The sequence below is a fragment of the Ruegeria sp. N4 genome, from assembly GCF_056531425.1.
This window is the reverse complement of sequence record NZ_JBQFLT010000014.1, coordinates 1-13,072: the sequence shown is the minus strand read 5'-3', so window position 1 is coordinate 13,072 and position 13,072 is coordinate 1. Positions and strand designations below refer to the sequence as shown.

Below are 13,072 nucleotides of genomic sequence, written 5' to 3'. Positions count from 1 at the left end.
CAGGCTTTGCCAAGATCAGCCGCCAAAGGAGCGTTTCCATGAGTGTCGCCAATCTCCGCCCCAATATCGACCACTGGTCCGAGCGTGTCGATATGGCCGCAACTTTCCGCTGGACCGAGCGTCTGAACATGCACGAGGCCGTGGCCAACCATTTCAGCCTGGCGGTGAATGACGACGGCACGCAGTTCCTGATGAACCCCAATCAGATGCATTTCAGCCGAATCCGCGCCTCGGACCTGTTGTTGCTGGATGCCAATGACCCCAAGGTGATGAGCCTGCCCGGCGCGCCGGACCCGACCGCCTGGGGCCTGCACGGCTCGATCCACCGCCATTGCGCCCATGCCCGCTGCGTGATGCATGTGCATTCGATCTTCGCCACGGTTCTGGCCTCGCTGGCCGACAGCAATCTTCCGCCGATCGATCAGAACACCGCCACGTTCTACAACCGCTATGTCATTGACGAGGAATTCGGCGGGCTGGCGTTTGACAGCGAAGGGGAACGCTGCGCCTCGATGCTGTCGGACCCGAAGAAAAAGGTCATGATCATGGGCAACCACGGTGTTCTGATCATCGGCAGCGACCCTGCGGACACGTTCAACCGGCTGTTTTATTTCGAACGCGCTGCCGAAACCTATATTCGCGCGCTGCAAACCGGCCAGCCCCTGCGCGTACTGTCCGATGAGATCGCCGAAAAGACCGCGCAGGAACTGGATGACTATCCCGGTCAGGCCGAGGCGCATCTGCGCGAGATCAAAGCGGTTCTGGACGCCGAAGGCTCGGACTACGCAACCTGATCAAGGCGTCAGCCCGCCCAACCCGATCCCCGCTGGCGGCAGGACCGGGTGTGAAAACCAGCGCGACAAAGGAAAGCTGACATGTCGGACAACGCACCGATGCAGGACATGAGCAAAGAGTGGAACTATCACCCGGATTTGCCGCTTCGGAACCCATCCATTTTCCAGTGGCCGCCGCGCCCGGCCTTCCTGCTGGGCTGGGTGGCCAGAAACTGGCTGACGCTCAGCGAGCGGGTATTGATGCTGGCCCTCGCGGTCGCGCTGTGGGCGTTCTTTTATCCGTCGCTTGAGACCGCGCAAACATTTGCCTTTGGTTGGATATTTCAGATCTGGCTGGTGAACTTCGCAATGATCTTCGCGGTGGCTGGCGGGCTGCACTGGTATTTCTATATCCGCAAGTCGCAAGGCAAGAAGCTGAAGTTTGAACGTCGAGAGCAGGGCAGAAACAACGCGCTGTGGAGCTTCAGCGATCAGGTCAAGGACAACATGTTCTGGTCTCTGGGGTCAGGCGTATTGCAATTGACCGGGTTTCAGGTGGTGACGATGTGGCTGATGGCCAACGGATATGTGCCGGTCATCACCTTCGCCGAAAACCCGGTCTGGTTTGTGCTGTGGCTGATCCTGATCCCCATGTGGTCGGCCTTTCATTTCTATTGGGTGCACCGGCTGCTGCATCAGCCGTTTCTGTATAAGAAGGTCCACAGCCTGCACCACCGGAACGTCAATATCGGCCCATGGTCCGGCCTGTCGATGCACCCGGTCGAGCATTTCTTTTACCTGACGACGCTCTGCATCCACTGGATCGTGCCCTCGCACCCCATTCATCTGTATTTCCACATTGTGTTTCAGGGCGCCGGAGCCGCGATGAGCCATACGGGCTATGAAGAGTTGCTGATCAAAGACAAAAAACGTCTGGCGCTGGGCACGTTTTATCACCAGCTGCACCACCGCTACTACGAATGTAACTATGGCAATCAGGAAATGCCGTGGGACCGTTGGTTCGGGACGTTCCATGACGGATCCCCCGAAGCAACCGCCGACACGCGGGCCCGGAAAAAGCGGATGTTTGGATAACCGAACTCACGCCCGTGTCTGCGACAGACGCAGCGCGCGGGGGGTGATGGTGAACTCGGCCTTGAATGCCCGTGTCAGCGCGCTGGGGTCGTCATATCCGGCGCGCAGGGCGATCTCACCTATGGTCAAATCCGTCTCAGCCACCAGCTTGCGGGCAAGGTTCAGCCGCAGACGCCGATAGACCTGCGCGGGACCGGCGCCCAACTCGGCCTGCATCCGCACCGAAAGCGCCTTTTGCGACCGACCCACCCGGCTGGCAATTTCGGAGATCGGCAGCGGGCGTTCCAAGTGTTCCTGCATCAGCGCCAAAGCCTTGTTGACATAGCCGCTGGTCGCACCCGCGCCGCCTTCGTGCGACCGGGCGGAATCGCGGGTCATGAACAATTGCGCCACTTCCAGCGCCAGTGCCTGCCCCTGATCCCGGCCAATCAGGTGCAGAACCAGATCAAAGGCGGCCATCGCGCCGGAACAGGTGATGCGGTTGCGGTCGATCACGTATCTTTCGCGCACGGTGTCGATGTCGGGAAACCGTTCGGTGAAGCCTGTCAGCTCCTCCCAATGAATCGTCGCGCGGTGACCGTCCAGCAGGCCCGCCAAGGCCAACAGCCAGCTTCCGGTGTCCAGCCCGGCCAGCGTGCCATAGCGTTCGGCCGCAGATCGCAGCCCAGCCTGCGTCTGCCAGTTGCCATGGGTGCGAAACCCATAAGACGGCATCACCATCAGGGTGTCGCCGTTGGCGGTTTGCAACGGACCATGAGGTGCCACCTGCAGGCCCGAGGATGAGGTTACTGGCCCCGAGGTCAGCGACAGAAACCGCCACTGATACAGATTGCGCCCCGACAGCGTATTGGCGGCGCGCAACGGCTCGACCGTGTTGGCCAGACAATGGTTCGAGAATCCCTCGAACAGAAGCACACCGATTTGCTGCGGTGCAGAGGGGGATTTAGTCCATTTCTGCATGATAAACGTCTAATCTCGCACGAGGTGTTTCTCAACCCCGGTCACGATACGCGCACGACCAGATGTGGAGAATTCAGATGCAATATGGCCTGTCCGACGAACAGGAGATGATCGCCTCGACCGTGCGCAGCTTTGTCGAGAACGAGATTTACCCGCATGAAGAGCTGGTCGAACGCACCGGCGAAGTCCCGCATGAGATTGCGGAAGAAATCAAGCGCAAGACCATCGAGTTGGGCTTTTACGCCTGCAACTTCCCCGAAAGCGTCGGATGCGCCGGTCTGAACCATCTGGAATTTGCGCTTGTTGAACGTGAACTGGGGCGCGGTTCAATGGCGTTGAACCATTTCTTCGGGCGTCCGCAGAACATCCTGATGGCCTGCGAAGGCGAGCAGGTCGAGCGTTACCTGATGCCCGCCGTTCGTGGCGAGCGGATGGATGCGCTGGCGATGACCGAACCCGGTGCAGGCTCGGACGTGCGGGGCATGAAATGCGCCGCCGTGCGCGATGGCGGGGACTGGGTGGTCAACGGTACCAAACACTTCATCTCGGGGGCCGAACACGCCGATTTCATCATCGTCTTCATCGCGACGGGTGAGGATCAGACGCCCAAAGGGCCGAAAAAGCGGATCACCGCGTTTCTGGTGGATCGCGGCACGCCGGGGTTCACGATCCGCGACGGGTACAAGTCGGTCAGCCATCGCGGCTACAAGAACATGGTGCTGGATTTCGACGATTGCCGCCTGCCCGACGCGCAGGTTCTGGGCGAGGTCGATGGTGGGTTCGAGGTGATGAACACCTGGCTCTACGCCACGCGCATTACCGTTGCGGCCATGTCCGTGGGACGCGCCCGCCGGGCCTTTGACTACGCGCTGGATTACGCGGCGACGCGCGAACAGTTCGGCCAGAAGATCGGCAAGTTTCAGGGCGTGTCCTTCCAGATCGCCGACATGATCACTGAAATCGATGCGGCGGACCTGCTGACGCTGGCGGCGGCGGACCGGCTGGACAAAGGGCTGCCCGCGAATCGCGAGATTGCGTCAGCCAAGCTTTACGCATCCGAGATGCTGGCGCGGGTAACGGACGCCGCAATACAGGTTCATGGTGGGATGGGCCTGATGGATGACTATCCGCTGGAACGGTTCTGGCGCGATGCACGGGTCGAGCGCATCTGGGACGGCACCAGCGAGATCCAGCGCCATATCATCAGCCGGGACCTGCTGAGGGCGCTGGGCGCATGAGGCCACTCGGGCGTGTCTTAAACCCTGCGTCCATGGCCGTGATCGGCGGCGGGGCCTGGTGCGCGGAAGTAATCAAACAGGCCCGAAAGTTCGGTTTCTCCGGGGATATCTGGCCGGTTCACCCCAAGGCGCAGCAAGTGGCGGGTATGCCCGCCTTTGCCACCATCGAAGACCTGCCCAACCCGCCGGATGTGGCCTTTATCGGTATTAACCGGCACGCGACGATCTCGGCCGTTGCGGCTTTGTCCTCGGCGGGGGCAGGTGGCGCTGTGTGCTTTGCGTCCGGCTTTACCGAGGCGCGGGCCGAGGATGATCAGGGCGCTGATTTGCAGGCGCAGCTGGTTGCGGCAGCGGGGGATATGCCGATCCTCGGGCCCAACTGCTATGGGTTCGTCAACGGGTTGGAGCGCGCGGCAGTCTGGCCGGATCAGCACGGAATGCGCCCCGTGGATCGCGGGGTGGCGATCCTGACCCAAAGCTCGAACATTTCGATCAACATGACGATGCAGCGCCGGGCCCTGCCTTTGGCGTTCATGCTGACCTGCGGGAATCAGGCGCAGACGCATCAGGCGGATGTGGCCTCGGCCCTTTTGGACGATGACCGGATCACCGCGATTGGCGTCCATATCGAGGGCTTCGGCGATTTGCGGAAATGGGAAGCCTTGGCGCGAAAAGCGCGCGACCGGGGTGTTCCTGTTGTCGCGCTGAAAATGGGCCGCTCGGACCACGCGCAGGCGGCCACGATTTCGCATACGGCGTCGCTGGCGGGTGGGGATGCCGGGGCGCAGGCTTTCCTGGATCGTCTGGGGATCGCGCGGCTGGACGATATCCCGAGCTTTCTGGAATGCCTCAAACTGCTGCATGTCACCGGGCGTTTGGACGGCAACGGGCTGGCCTCGATCAGTTGTTCAGGCGGCGAGGCGAGTTTGGCGGCAGATATGGCCGAAGGGCGTGACCTGCATTTCCCACCGTTGACGGACCAGCAGCGCAGGGATCTGCGCGCCGCACTTGGTCCGATGGTGGCGCTGGCCAATCCGCTGGATTACCACACTTATATCTGGCGGGACACGGACGCGATGACGCGTGCTTGGTCCGGGATGACCGGGGCGGACAAGGCGCTGACCATGGCGATTGTCGATTATCCGCATACGGATCCGACGGATTGGGAGTGCGCAACGCAGGCAGCGCTGAACTGTGTGGCGCAGACAGGGCGACCCTTTGCAGTGACCGCGACCCTGCCCGAGTTGATGCCCGAACATGTTGCGCAATGTCTGTTGGAAGGTGGGGTTGTTCCGTTCTCGGGCCTGCATGAGGCGCTGTCCTCTGTCGAAGCGGCGGCGCGACCGTTGCCGGAACTGTCAGAGCCGGTGCTGTTGCCGTCGGACGCGCTCGCTGATCAAGTGCTGACTGAGGCTGAGGCTAAGTCGGCTTTGGCCGCGTTTGGCTTGCCCATCCCGCGCAACCGGGTGGTTGCGGCTGAGGACGCGGGGCGCGTGGCCGGTGAACTGGTTGGCCCCTTTGCAGTGAAGGGCGTCGGGCTGGCGCATAAGTCGGAACATGACGCGGTGCGTCTTGGGGTTTCGCCCTGCGATCTGGCCAAGACCGCGAAATCAATTGGCACCCAGACGGTGTTGATCGAGGAAATGGCGACAGGCGGGGTGGCCGAGCTATTGATCGGGGTCACACGAGACCCGGCGCATGGCTATGTGCTGACCATGGGGGCCGGAGGGGTGCTGACCGAGATTCTGCGCGATACGGTTTCGGTTTTGATCCCGTCCTCGCGCGCGACGGTTGAGCAGGCGCTGGGCAAACTGGCCTGCGCGCCGCTGCTGGCCGGGTACCGGGGCAAACCGCCTGCCAATATGGACGCAATTCTGAACGCGGTCGAGGCCGTTCAGAACTATGTCATTGCCAATGCCGCGACAGTTGAAGAAGTTGAGATTAACCCGCTGATCTGCACCGCCGAGGGCGCGGTTGCAGTCGATGCGCTGATCCGAAAGGCAAGTTCATGAGTCCGATCAAAACCCGTCGCGACGGTGCCATTCTCGAAGTCATTCTGGACCGGCCCAAGGCCAACGCGATCGATCTGGCCACCAGCCGCATCATGGGCGAGGTGTTTCGCGACATTCGGGACGATCCGGAACTGCGCGTTGCGATCCTGACCGGGGGCGGCGAGAAGTTCTTTTGCCCTGGCTGGGATCTGAAGGCCGCAGCCGACGGCGATGCGGTGGATGGCGATTACGGCGTTGGCGGTTTCGGCGGGTTGCAGGAACTGCGCGATATGAACAAGCCGGTGATTGCGGCAGTCAATGGCATTGCCTGCGGAGGCGGCCTGGAACTGGCGCTGAGCGCCGACATGATCATCGCCTCGGAAAACGCCAGCTTTGCCCTGCCCGAGATCCGCTCGGGTACGGTGGCTGATGCGGCCAGTGTCAAGCTGCCCAAACGCATTCCCTATCACATCGCGATGGAACTGCTTCTGACAGGGCGTTGGTTCGACCCGGAAGAGGCCCATCGTTGGGGGCTGGTCAATGAGGTCGTGCCCGCAGATCAGTTGATGGACCGCGCGTGGGAACTTGCCCGGTTGCTGGCCAGCGGCCCACCCCTTGTTTATGCGGCGATCAAGGAGATTGTGCGCGAAGCCGAGGATGCCAAGTTTCAGGACGTGATGAATCGGATCACCAGGCGGCAATTGGCCAGCGTGGATGTGCTGTATGGGTCCGAGGACAATCTGGAAGGCGCGCGCGCCTTTGCCGAAAAGCGCGATCCGGTTTGGAAAGGGCGATAGGGGGCTCTGCCCCCGGTCGCGGCACGCCGCGCCTCCCCCGGGATATTTTTGGCCAGATGAAGGGCGGATCAGCTCCGCTCGAACAGGGCGATGAACGCGGTGTCGTCTTTATTGGGGCCAGCGGCGAGGTCGCCGTAGATGCGCACCTCGGGCAGGGACAGGTTGCGGATGCGGTCGTGTGCGAGCTGGTGCAGCGCGTCGGCGAACCCAAGTTTTTCGAAATGTCTGGCGTTGATCGAGAGCGCAAACTGGGCGCCCGGGCGGGCGACGCGCAATAGGGCGGGCAGTACCTCGGGCCCAAGGTGGCCATGGGTAAAGGTGCCTGAGGATACGATGCCGGAATAGCTGTGGCGCGGCACCGGGATACCGTGGTTCAGGTCGGCTTCGATGGCGTCGCGATAAATGTCCTTACGCATGGCCTGGTCCAGCATTTCGGCGCTGATATCCGTGGCATCGATGGGGCCGACACCCAACCCGGCCAGAATCGCACCGCAGAGGCCGGTGCCTGCGCCCACATCCAGTACCGGGCCTTGCCCGAAGGCACTGACAAAGGCGCGGGCGGTGTGGATGTGCAGTTGATAATCCTCGCGCGCGGCGAAGCTGTCGTCATAATCGCCCGCCCATTCGGCATAAAGGCGCTTGTTGTCCTCGGGCGAGGTCAGCGCATAGGCGGTGTGCAGGTCGGGTGTTTTCTGGCTCATACCTAAAAGAAAGGCGCATGAGGGGATTCGAATCAAGTGCGTCTATGCGGCGCTTGCATCCCGAACCGGCTCGGATCATCTAGGGGGTATGACACAGACGCTTTTTTCCTTTGGACATGGGTATTCGGCGCAGGCGTTGTCGCGCAGGCTGGCGGCGGACGGGTGGCGCGTGATCGGCACGACACGGGATGGGGCCGGTGCCGATGCAATTCGGGCGTCGGGAGCAGAACCGTTGGTCTGGCCCGGTGAGGTGCCGGATCTGGATGGGGTCACGCATATGTTGATCTCGACCGCGCCAAGCGAGGAGGGCGATCCGGTTCTGAAGGCGCTGGGCGACGAGATCGCGGCGCGGGCCGGACAGTTCGAATGGGTCGGTTATCTGTCGACCACCGCAATCTATGGGGATCATCAGGGCGATTGGGTGGATGAAGCCACGCCGCCTGCCCCAACTGCAAAACGGGGCCGTTGGCGATTGCAGGCCGAGCAGCAGTGGTCGGCCATTCCCGGCCTGCCCGTTCACATCTTTCGCCTGGCCGGAATCTACGGCCCCGGACGGGGGCCGTTTTCCAAGCTCAAACGCGGTGGATTGCGGCGGATCATCAAACCTGGGCAGGTGTTTTCGCGGATCCATGTGGATGACATCGCGCAGGTTCTGGCGGCGTCGATCGCCGCGCCCAATCCCGGCGCGGTCTACAATGTCTGCGATGACGAGCCGGTGCCCCCTCAGGACGTGATCGGCTATGCCGCCGAGCTTCAGGGTCTGCCCCTGCCGCCTGCCGTTTCGTACGAAGAGGCGGACCTGACCCCGATGGCGCGCAGTTTCTACAATGAGAACAAGCGCGTGCGAAACAACCGCATCAAGGATGAACTTGGGGTGCGGTTGCTGTACCCCAATTACCGGGTCGGGCTAGAGGCGCTGATGAACGCTTACTGAGCGGCCTTGATCATGTCGGCCGCTTTTTCGGCGATCATAATGGTTGGCGCGTTGGTGTTGCCGGATACCAGCGTCGGCATGATCGAAGCATCGACAACGCGCAGCCCTTGAACCCCACGCACACGCAATTCTGGGTCGACCACGGCCATATCGTCCACGCCCATTTTGCAAGTGCCCACCGGGTGGTAGATCGTATCGGCGCGGTCGCGAATATGGCGTTCCCAATCCGCATCCGTTTTGGCTGTTTCGGTCCCGAACATCTCGGAGTGCCGGAATTTGGCCAGTGCGGGGGCGTCCATGATCTGACGCATCATGCGAGCACCCTTGATCAGCGTCTCAAGATCGCGATCGTCGGACAGAAAGTTCGGGTCGATGGCGGGGGCGGCAAAGGGGTCGGCGCTGTGCAGACCGACGGTGCCGCGGCTTTCGGGGCGGAGTTTACAGACATGGCAACTGTACCCATAGCCGTAATGCAGCTTTCTGGCGTGATCATCGACCATGGCGATGGCAAAATGCAGCTGGATGTCGGGGCGGTCCAGATCGGCTGAGGTTTTCAGGAAACCCGCCCCTTCGGCAAAGGGGGTGGCAGCCATGGACACTCCGGTTTTGCGCCAGCGCCATATGTGACCCAGAAGGCGGGCGGCGCCGATCAGGCCGATGCCGAAATTGTCGGTGTCCTTGCTGCGATAGGTCAGGATGAAATCCAGATGGTCCTGCAGGTTCTTGCCGACACCTGGCAGGTCGTGCCGGACAGGTATCCCGTGCTGGCGCAGCTCGTCCGCCGCACCGATGCCGGACAGTTGCAACAGCTGTGGCGACTGCAGTGCACCGGCGCACAGAATGACCTCGCGTTTGGCCGAGACCGAGTGGTCAGCGCCCTTGGCTTTCTTCTTGTAGATCACTCCGGTTGCGCGTTTGTCCTTTAAGGTCAGTTCTTTGGCATGAGCGTGGGTGATCACGGTCAGATTCGCGCGGTCCATGACAGGATGGACATAGGCGGCTGCAGCGGAACACCTCTCGCCATTCCTGGCGGGGTCGTGAAACTGCGTCACCTGATACAGTCCGACGCCTTCATTGTCGCCGCGGTTGAAGTCCTGAATGCGTCGATGTTGCAGTTGTTCGGCGGCTTCCAAAAAGGCATGTGTGACCGGGCGCGGCTCTTTCTGATGTGATACCTGCAGCGGGCCGCTGTCCCCGTGCATCTCATCCGCGCCCTGTTCGTTGTTCTCGGCCCGTTTGAAATAGGGCAGGACGCTGTCCCAATCCCAGCCGGTGCAGCCTTGCGCGGCCCAGCCGTCATAATCCTGCTTTTGGCCCCGGATATAAAGCATCGCGTTAATTGCGCTGGATCCACCCAGGGCCTTGCCGCGTGGCTGGTACCCTTTGCGGCCATTCAGACCGGGTTGCGGAACTGTTTCAAACGCCCAGTTGCTGATCTTCGGACGCCCCGGCAAAGACGCGACAATTGCAGCGGGCATACGGATGCCGATATGGTCCCCTTTTCCCCCGGCCTCAAGCAGGCAGACCGTTATGTCGGGATCCTCGCTGAGGCGATTGGCCAAGACCGAGCCTGCGGATCCACCGCCTACAATGACGTAGTCAAATTCCATTTATGTGCCTTTATCAATTGATTGCGCCAACTGGGCCAAAGGGTCCGGGCAAACGACGCAAGGGAATGGGTCCGACTGTGCCCGACTTACGGGAAATTTCAATCAGCATTTCAACTGTTGACACTAGGTAACTGTGCCCGGCTCACAACCAGGTCAAGTTGGAACCCTGGCGAGCTGCGGCTCACCATAGGAAAAATCTATCACAACAATCCAAAAACAAAACTTATTCTCATGGCGCGGTTTTGCTATACCGAGCGCGACGCGAGATGGCAGAGATTGAGGTGCACGCTGTCGCAAGGTTCTGTTTTCCAAGACAGGAAATTGAAAACGACATCGGCGACATCTTACTGTGATCTTGTCGCGTAAATTTTGACCGCGCTAAGCCGCAAGACCTGAGCCAGGATTGGAGATCGATATGGACGGAAGTGATAACCCCAAAACAGGTGGATGCCCTGTGATGCATGGCGCGGGGACCCGGTCGAACCGGGACTGGTGGCCAAACCAGTTGAACCTGTCGATCCTGCATCAGCACGCGCCCGCGTCGAATCCTCTGGGTGCGGATTTCAACTATGCCGAAGAGTTCCAGAAGCTGGATATGAAGGCGTTGAAGGAAGACCTCTATGCGCTGATGACAGATTCGCAGGATTGGTGGCCTGCGGATTATGGCCATTACGGTGGTCTGTTCATCCGTATGGCGTGGCACAGCGCCGGGACGTACCGCACGGCGGATGGCCGTGGCGGGGCCTCGACCGGCAACCAGCGTTTTGCGCCGCTCAACAGCTGGCCGGATAACGGCAACCTGGACAAGGCGCGCCGCCTGCTGTGGCCGATCAAGCAGAAATACGGCAACCAGATCTCCTGGGCCGACCTGATGATTCTGGCGGGCAACTGCGCCATCGAGTCGATGGGCGGCAAGACTTTTGGTTTCGCCGGTGGCCGCGAAGACATCTGGGCGCCCGAGGAAGACATCTATTGGGGGGCCGAGACCGAATGGCTCGCCCCGACCGACAACCCCAACAGCCGTTATTCGGGCGAGCGTGATCTGGAAAACCCGCTGGCCGCAGTGCAGATGGGTCTGATCTATGTGAACCCCGAAGGCCCGGATGGCGAGCCGAACATTCTGGCCTCGGGCCGCGATATCCGCGACACCTTTGGCCGGATGGCGATGAATGACGAGGAAACCGTCGCTCTGGTCGCGGGTGGTCACACCTTTGGCAAGGCGCATGGCGCAGGCGATCCCGATCTGGTTGGCCCAGATCCCGAAGCCGCGCCGATCGAAGAGATGGGCTTTGGCTGGATCAACAAGTTCGGTTCGGGCAAGGGTGACGACACGACCACGTCGGGCATCGAAGGCGCATGGACCGCGAACCCGATCCAGTGGGACAATGGCTATTTCGACCTGCTGTTCGGATATGACTGGAACCTGACCAAAAGCCCCTCGGGCGCGTGGATCTGGGAACCGGTTGGCGTGAAAGAGGAAGACATGGCCCCGGCGGCGCATGATCCGTCGAAGAAGGTCAAAACCATGATGACCACCGCTGACATGGCGATGCGCATGGACCCGATCTATGGTCCGATCTCGAAACGCTTCCATGAAAACCCGGACCAGTTCGCCGATGCCTTCGCCCGTGCGTGGTTCAAGCTGACCCACCGCGACATGGGTCCGCGGTCTGCCTATATCGGCCCGGAAGCCCCGGCCGAAGAGCTGCTGTGGCAGGACAACGTTCCCGCTGTGGATCACGACCTGATTGACGACGCGGATGTGGCCGACCTGAAAGCCAAGATCGCGGCAACTGGCCTGTCGGTGTCCGAACTGGTCTCGACCGCATGGGCCTCGGCCTCGACCTTCCGTGGGTCGGACAAGCGTGGCGGTGCCAATGGGGCCCGTATCCGCCTTGCGCCGCAAAAAGACTGGGACGTCAACGAGCCGATGAAACTGTCCAAGGCGCTGGATGCACTGGAGGGTGTTCAGGCGGCGTTCAACGGTGCGCAATCCGGTGGCAAGAAGGTCTCGCTGGCGGATATCATCGTTCTGGCCGGTGCTGTTGGTGTCGAACAGGCGGCCAAGGCTGGCGGTCAAGATGTTGAGGTTCCGTTCACCCCGGGCCGCACCGACGCAACGCAGGAACAGACGGATGTGGACAGCTTCTCAGTGATGGAGCCCATCGCAGACGGGTTCCGCAACTACCAGAAGGCCGACTACACCGTCTCGCCCGAAGAACTGCTGGTCGACCGCGCGCAATTGCTGAACCTGTCCGCGCCCGAGATGACGGCGCTTGTCGGTGGTCTGCGTGTGCTGGGCGCCAATTTCGGCGACAGCACGCATGGTGTGTTCACGGATCGCGTGGGAACGCTCAGCAATGACTTCTTCACCAACATTCTGGATATGAGCACGGAATGGAAGCCGTCGGGCAAAGGCGTCTATGAAGGCCGCGACCGTGCCAACGGTGAGGTCAAGTGGACCGGCACCCGCGTCGATTTGGTCTTCGGTTCGAACTCGCAACTGCGGGCGCTGGCCGAGGTCTATGGTCAGGCCGGTGCCGAGGGCAAATTCGTCTGCGACTTTGTCTCGGCCTGGAACAAGGTGATGAATGCGGACCGCTTCGATCTGAAGTAATCCCGCGCCCATCGCAGGAATTGCGCCGCCCGAGGAGACTCGGGCGGCGTTTTTGTGGGCCCGACTCTCGGGCGTATACCAAGCATTGGGTACGATTCCGCTGAATGGCCATTCCTTGTCGTGTTTCCAGGAATGGAGAAGACCGTTGTTGGCGGGATTTTTAAATCTAACCTATTGTTTTCATTAAGATTGGTAAGTTTCTGCCGAGAAATGTGAAGTTTTTTCAAAATGGGGGTTGCAGGTCCCGGGCCCAATCCGTAAATACCCCTTCACCGGCGCTGCTGAGGCGCTGGTGGCGCACCGGAGAGACGGTGCTGACGGATCGGAAAGACGGTTGAGACGCATCGGAGAGACGG

Annotated in this window: 10 protein-coding genes; 7 read left to right on the top strand and 3 right to left on the bottom strand. The window is 61.1% G+C overall.

Annotated elements, in window-relative coordinates; translation table 11 throughout:
• Window positions 1-38: 38 nt before the first annotated feature.
• Together ACR0LW_RS18195 and ACR0LW_RS18190 are read left to right on the top strand one after the other, a co-directional pair.
• Window positions 39-794: a class II aldolase and adducin N-terminal domain-containing protein gene (locus tag ACR0LW_RS18195; RefSeq protein WP_170453275.1), complete on the top strand. Its 756-nt coding sequence runs from the start codon at window positions 39-41 to the stop codon at window positions 792-794.
• An 81-nt stretch (window positions 795-875) separates the two neighbouring features.
• Entirely contained in the window at window positions 876-1,868 is a 993-nt protein-coding gene (locus ACR0LW_RS18190; protein ID WP_170453274.1) for a sterol desaturase family protein, read from the top strand.
• Between the two features lie 6 nt (window positions 1,869-1,874).
• Here the strand turns inward: ACR0LW_RS18190 and ACR0LW_RS18185 are convergent, their stop codons facing one another.
• On the bottom strand, window positions 1,875-2,828 hold the full coding sequence (locus tag ACR0LW_RS18185; protein WP_480883765.1) for a GlxA family transcriptional regulator: 954 nt from the start codon (window positions 2,826-2,828) through the stop codon (window positions 1,875-1,877).
• A gap of 77 nt (window positions 2,829-2,905) precedes the next feature.
• On the opposite strand from ACR0LW_RS18185, the gene ACR0LW_RS18180 reads away from it, so the two are divergent.
• The 3 genes from ACR0LW_RS18180 to ACR0LW_RS18170 are packed head-to-tail and all read left to right on the top strand — an operon-like array spanning window position 2,906 to window position 6,854.
• On the top strand, window positions 2,906-4,066 hold the full coding sequence (locus tag ACR0LW_RS18180) for an acyl-CoA dehydrogenase family protein (RefSeq protein WP_170521368.1): 1,161 nt from the start codon (window positions 2,906-2,908) through the stop codon (window positions 4,064-4,066).
• Window positions 4,063-6,078, top strand: a complete 2,016-nt coding sequence (locus ACR0LW_RS18175) for an acetate--CoA ligase family protein (RefSeq protein WP_480883763.1) — start codon at window positions 4,063-4,065, stop codon at window positions 6,076-6,078. The genes ACR0LW_RS18180 and ACR0LW_RS18175 overlap by 4 nt, the downstream gene beginning before the upstream one ends.
• On the top strand, window positions 6,075-6,854 hold the full coding sequence (locus ACR0LW_RS18170) for a carnitinyl-CoA dehydratase (RefSeq protein ID WP_480883761.1): 780 nt from the start codon (window positions 6,075-6,077) through the stop codon (window positions 6,852-6,854). The genes ACR0LW_RS18175 and ACR0LW_RS18170 overlap by 4 nt, the downstream gene beginning before the upstream one ends.
• Before the next feature lie 68 nt (window positions 6,855-6,922).
• On the opposite strand, the gene ACR0LW_RS18165 is transcribed toward ACR0LW_RS18170, so the two are convergent.
• Window positions 6,923-7,555 (bottom strand): class I SAM-dependent DNA methyltransferase, encoded by a 633-nt coding sequence (locus ACR0LW_RS18165; RefSeq protein WP_480586643.1) that lies wholly within the window; start codon window positions 7,553-7,555, stop codon window positions 6,923-6,925.
• An 88-nt stretch (window positions 7,556-7,643) separates the two neighbouring features.
• Between ACR0LW_RS18165 and ACR0LW_RS18160 the strand changes: the two genes are divergently transcribed.
• On the top strand, window positions 7,644-8,489 hold the full coding sequence (locus ACR0LW_RS18160; protein ID WP_480586641.1) for an SDR family oxidoreductase: 846 nt from the start codon (window positions 7,644-7,646) through the stop codon (window positions 8,487-8,489).
• On the opposite strand, the gene ACR0LW_RS18155 is transcribed toward ACR0LW_RS18160, so the two are convergent.
• Window positions 8,483-10,099: a GMC family oxidoreductase gene (locus tag ACR0LW_RS18155; protein WP_480883758.1), complete on the bottom strand. Its 1,617-nt coding sequence runs from the start codon at window positions 10,097-10,099 to the stop codon at window positions 8,483-8,485. The genes ACR0LW_RS18160 and ACR0LW_RS18155 overlap by 7 nt on opposite strands.
• A 415-nt stretch (window positions 10,100-10,514) precedes the next feature.
• On the opposite strand from ACR0LW_RS18155, the gene katG reads away from it, so the two are divergent.
• Window positions 10,515-12,716: a catalase/peroxidase HPI gene (katG, locus tag ACR0LW_RS18150; protein ID WP_480883756.1), complete on the top strand. Its 2,202-nt coding sequence runs from the start codon at window positions 10,515-10,517 to the stop codon at window positions 12,714-12,716.
• Window positions 12,717-13,072 lie beyond the last annotated feature (356 nt).

Bases quoted from the DNA above. Each gene is read 5' to 3' on its own strand.
- ACR0LW_RS18195 (WP_170453275.1), top strand. From the start codon at position 39: ATGAGTGTCGCCAATCTCCGCCCCAATATCGACCACTGGTCCGAGCGT.
- ACR0LW_RS18190 (WP_170453274.1), top strand. From the start codon at position 876: ATGTCGGACAACGCACCGATGCAGGACATGAGCAAAGAGTGGAACTAT.
- ACR0LW_RS18185 (WP_480883765.1), bottom strand. From the start codon at position 2,828: ATGCAGAAATGGACTAAATCCCCCTCTGCACCGCAGCAAATCGGTGTG.
- ACR0LW_RS18180 (WP_170521368.1), top strand. From the start codon at position 2,906: ATGCAATATGGCCTGTCCGACGAACAGGAGATGATCGCCTCGACCGTG.
- ACR0LW_RS18175 (WP_480883763.1), top strand. From the start codon at position 4,063: ATGAGGCCACTCGGGCGTGTCTTAAACCCTGCGTCCATGGCCGTGATC.
- ACR0LW_RS18170 (WP_480883761.1), top strand. From the start codon at position 6,075: ATGAGTCCGATCAAAACCCGTCGCGACGGTGCCATTCTCGAAGTCATT.
- ACR0LW_RS18165 (WP_480586643.1), bottom strand. From the start codon at position 7,555: ATGAGCCAGAAAACACCCGACCTGCACACCGCCTATGCGCTGACCTCG.
- ACR0LW_RS18160 (WP_480586641.1), top strand. From the start codon at position 7,644: ATGACACAGACGCTTTTTTCCTTTGGACATGGGTATTCGGCGCAGGCG.
- ACR0LW_RS18155 (WP_480883758.1), bottom strand. From the start codon at position 10,099: ATGGAATTTGACTACGTCATTGTAGGCGGTGGATCCGCAGGCTCGGTC.
- katG (WP_480883756.1), top strand. From the start codon at position 10,515: ATGGACGGAAGTGATAACCCCAAAACAGGTGGATGCCCTGTGATGCAT.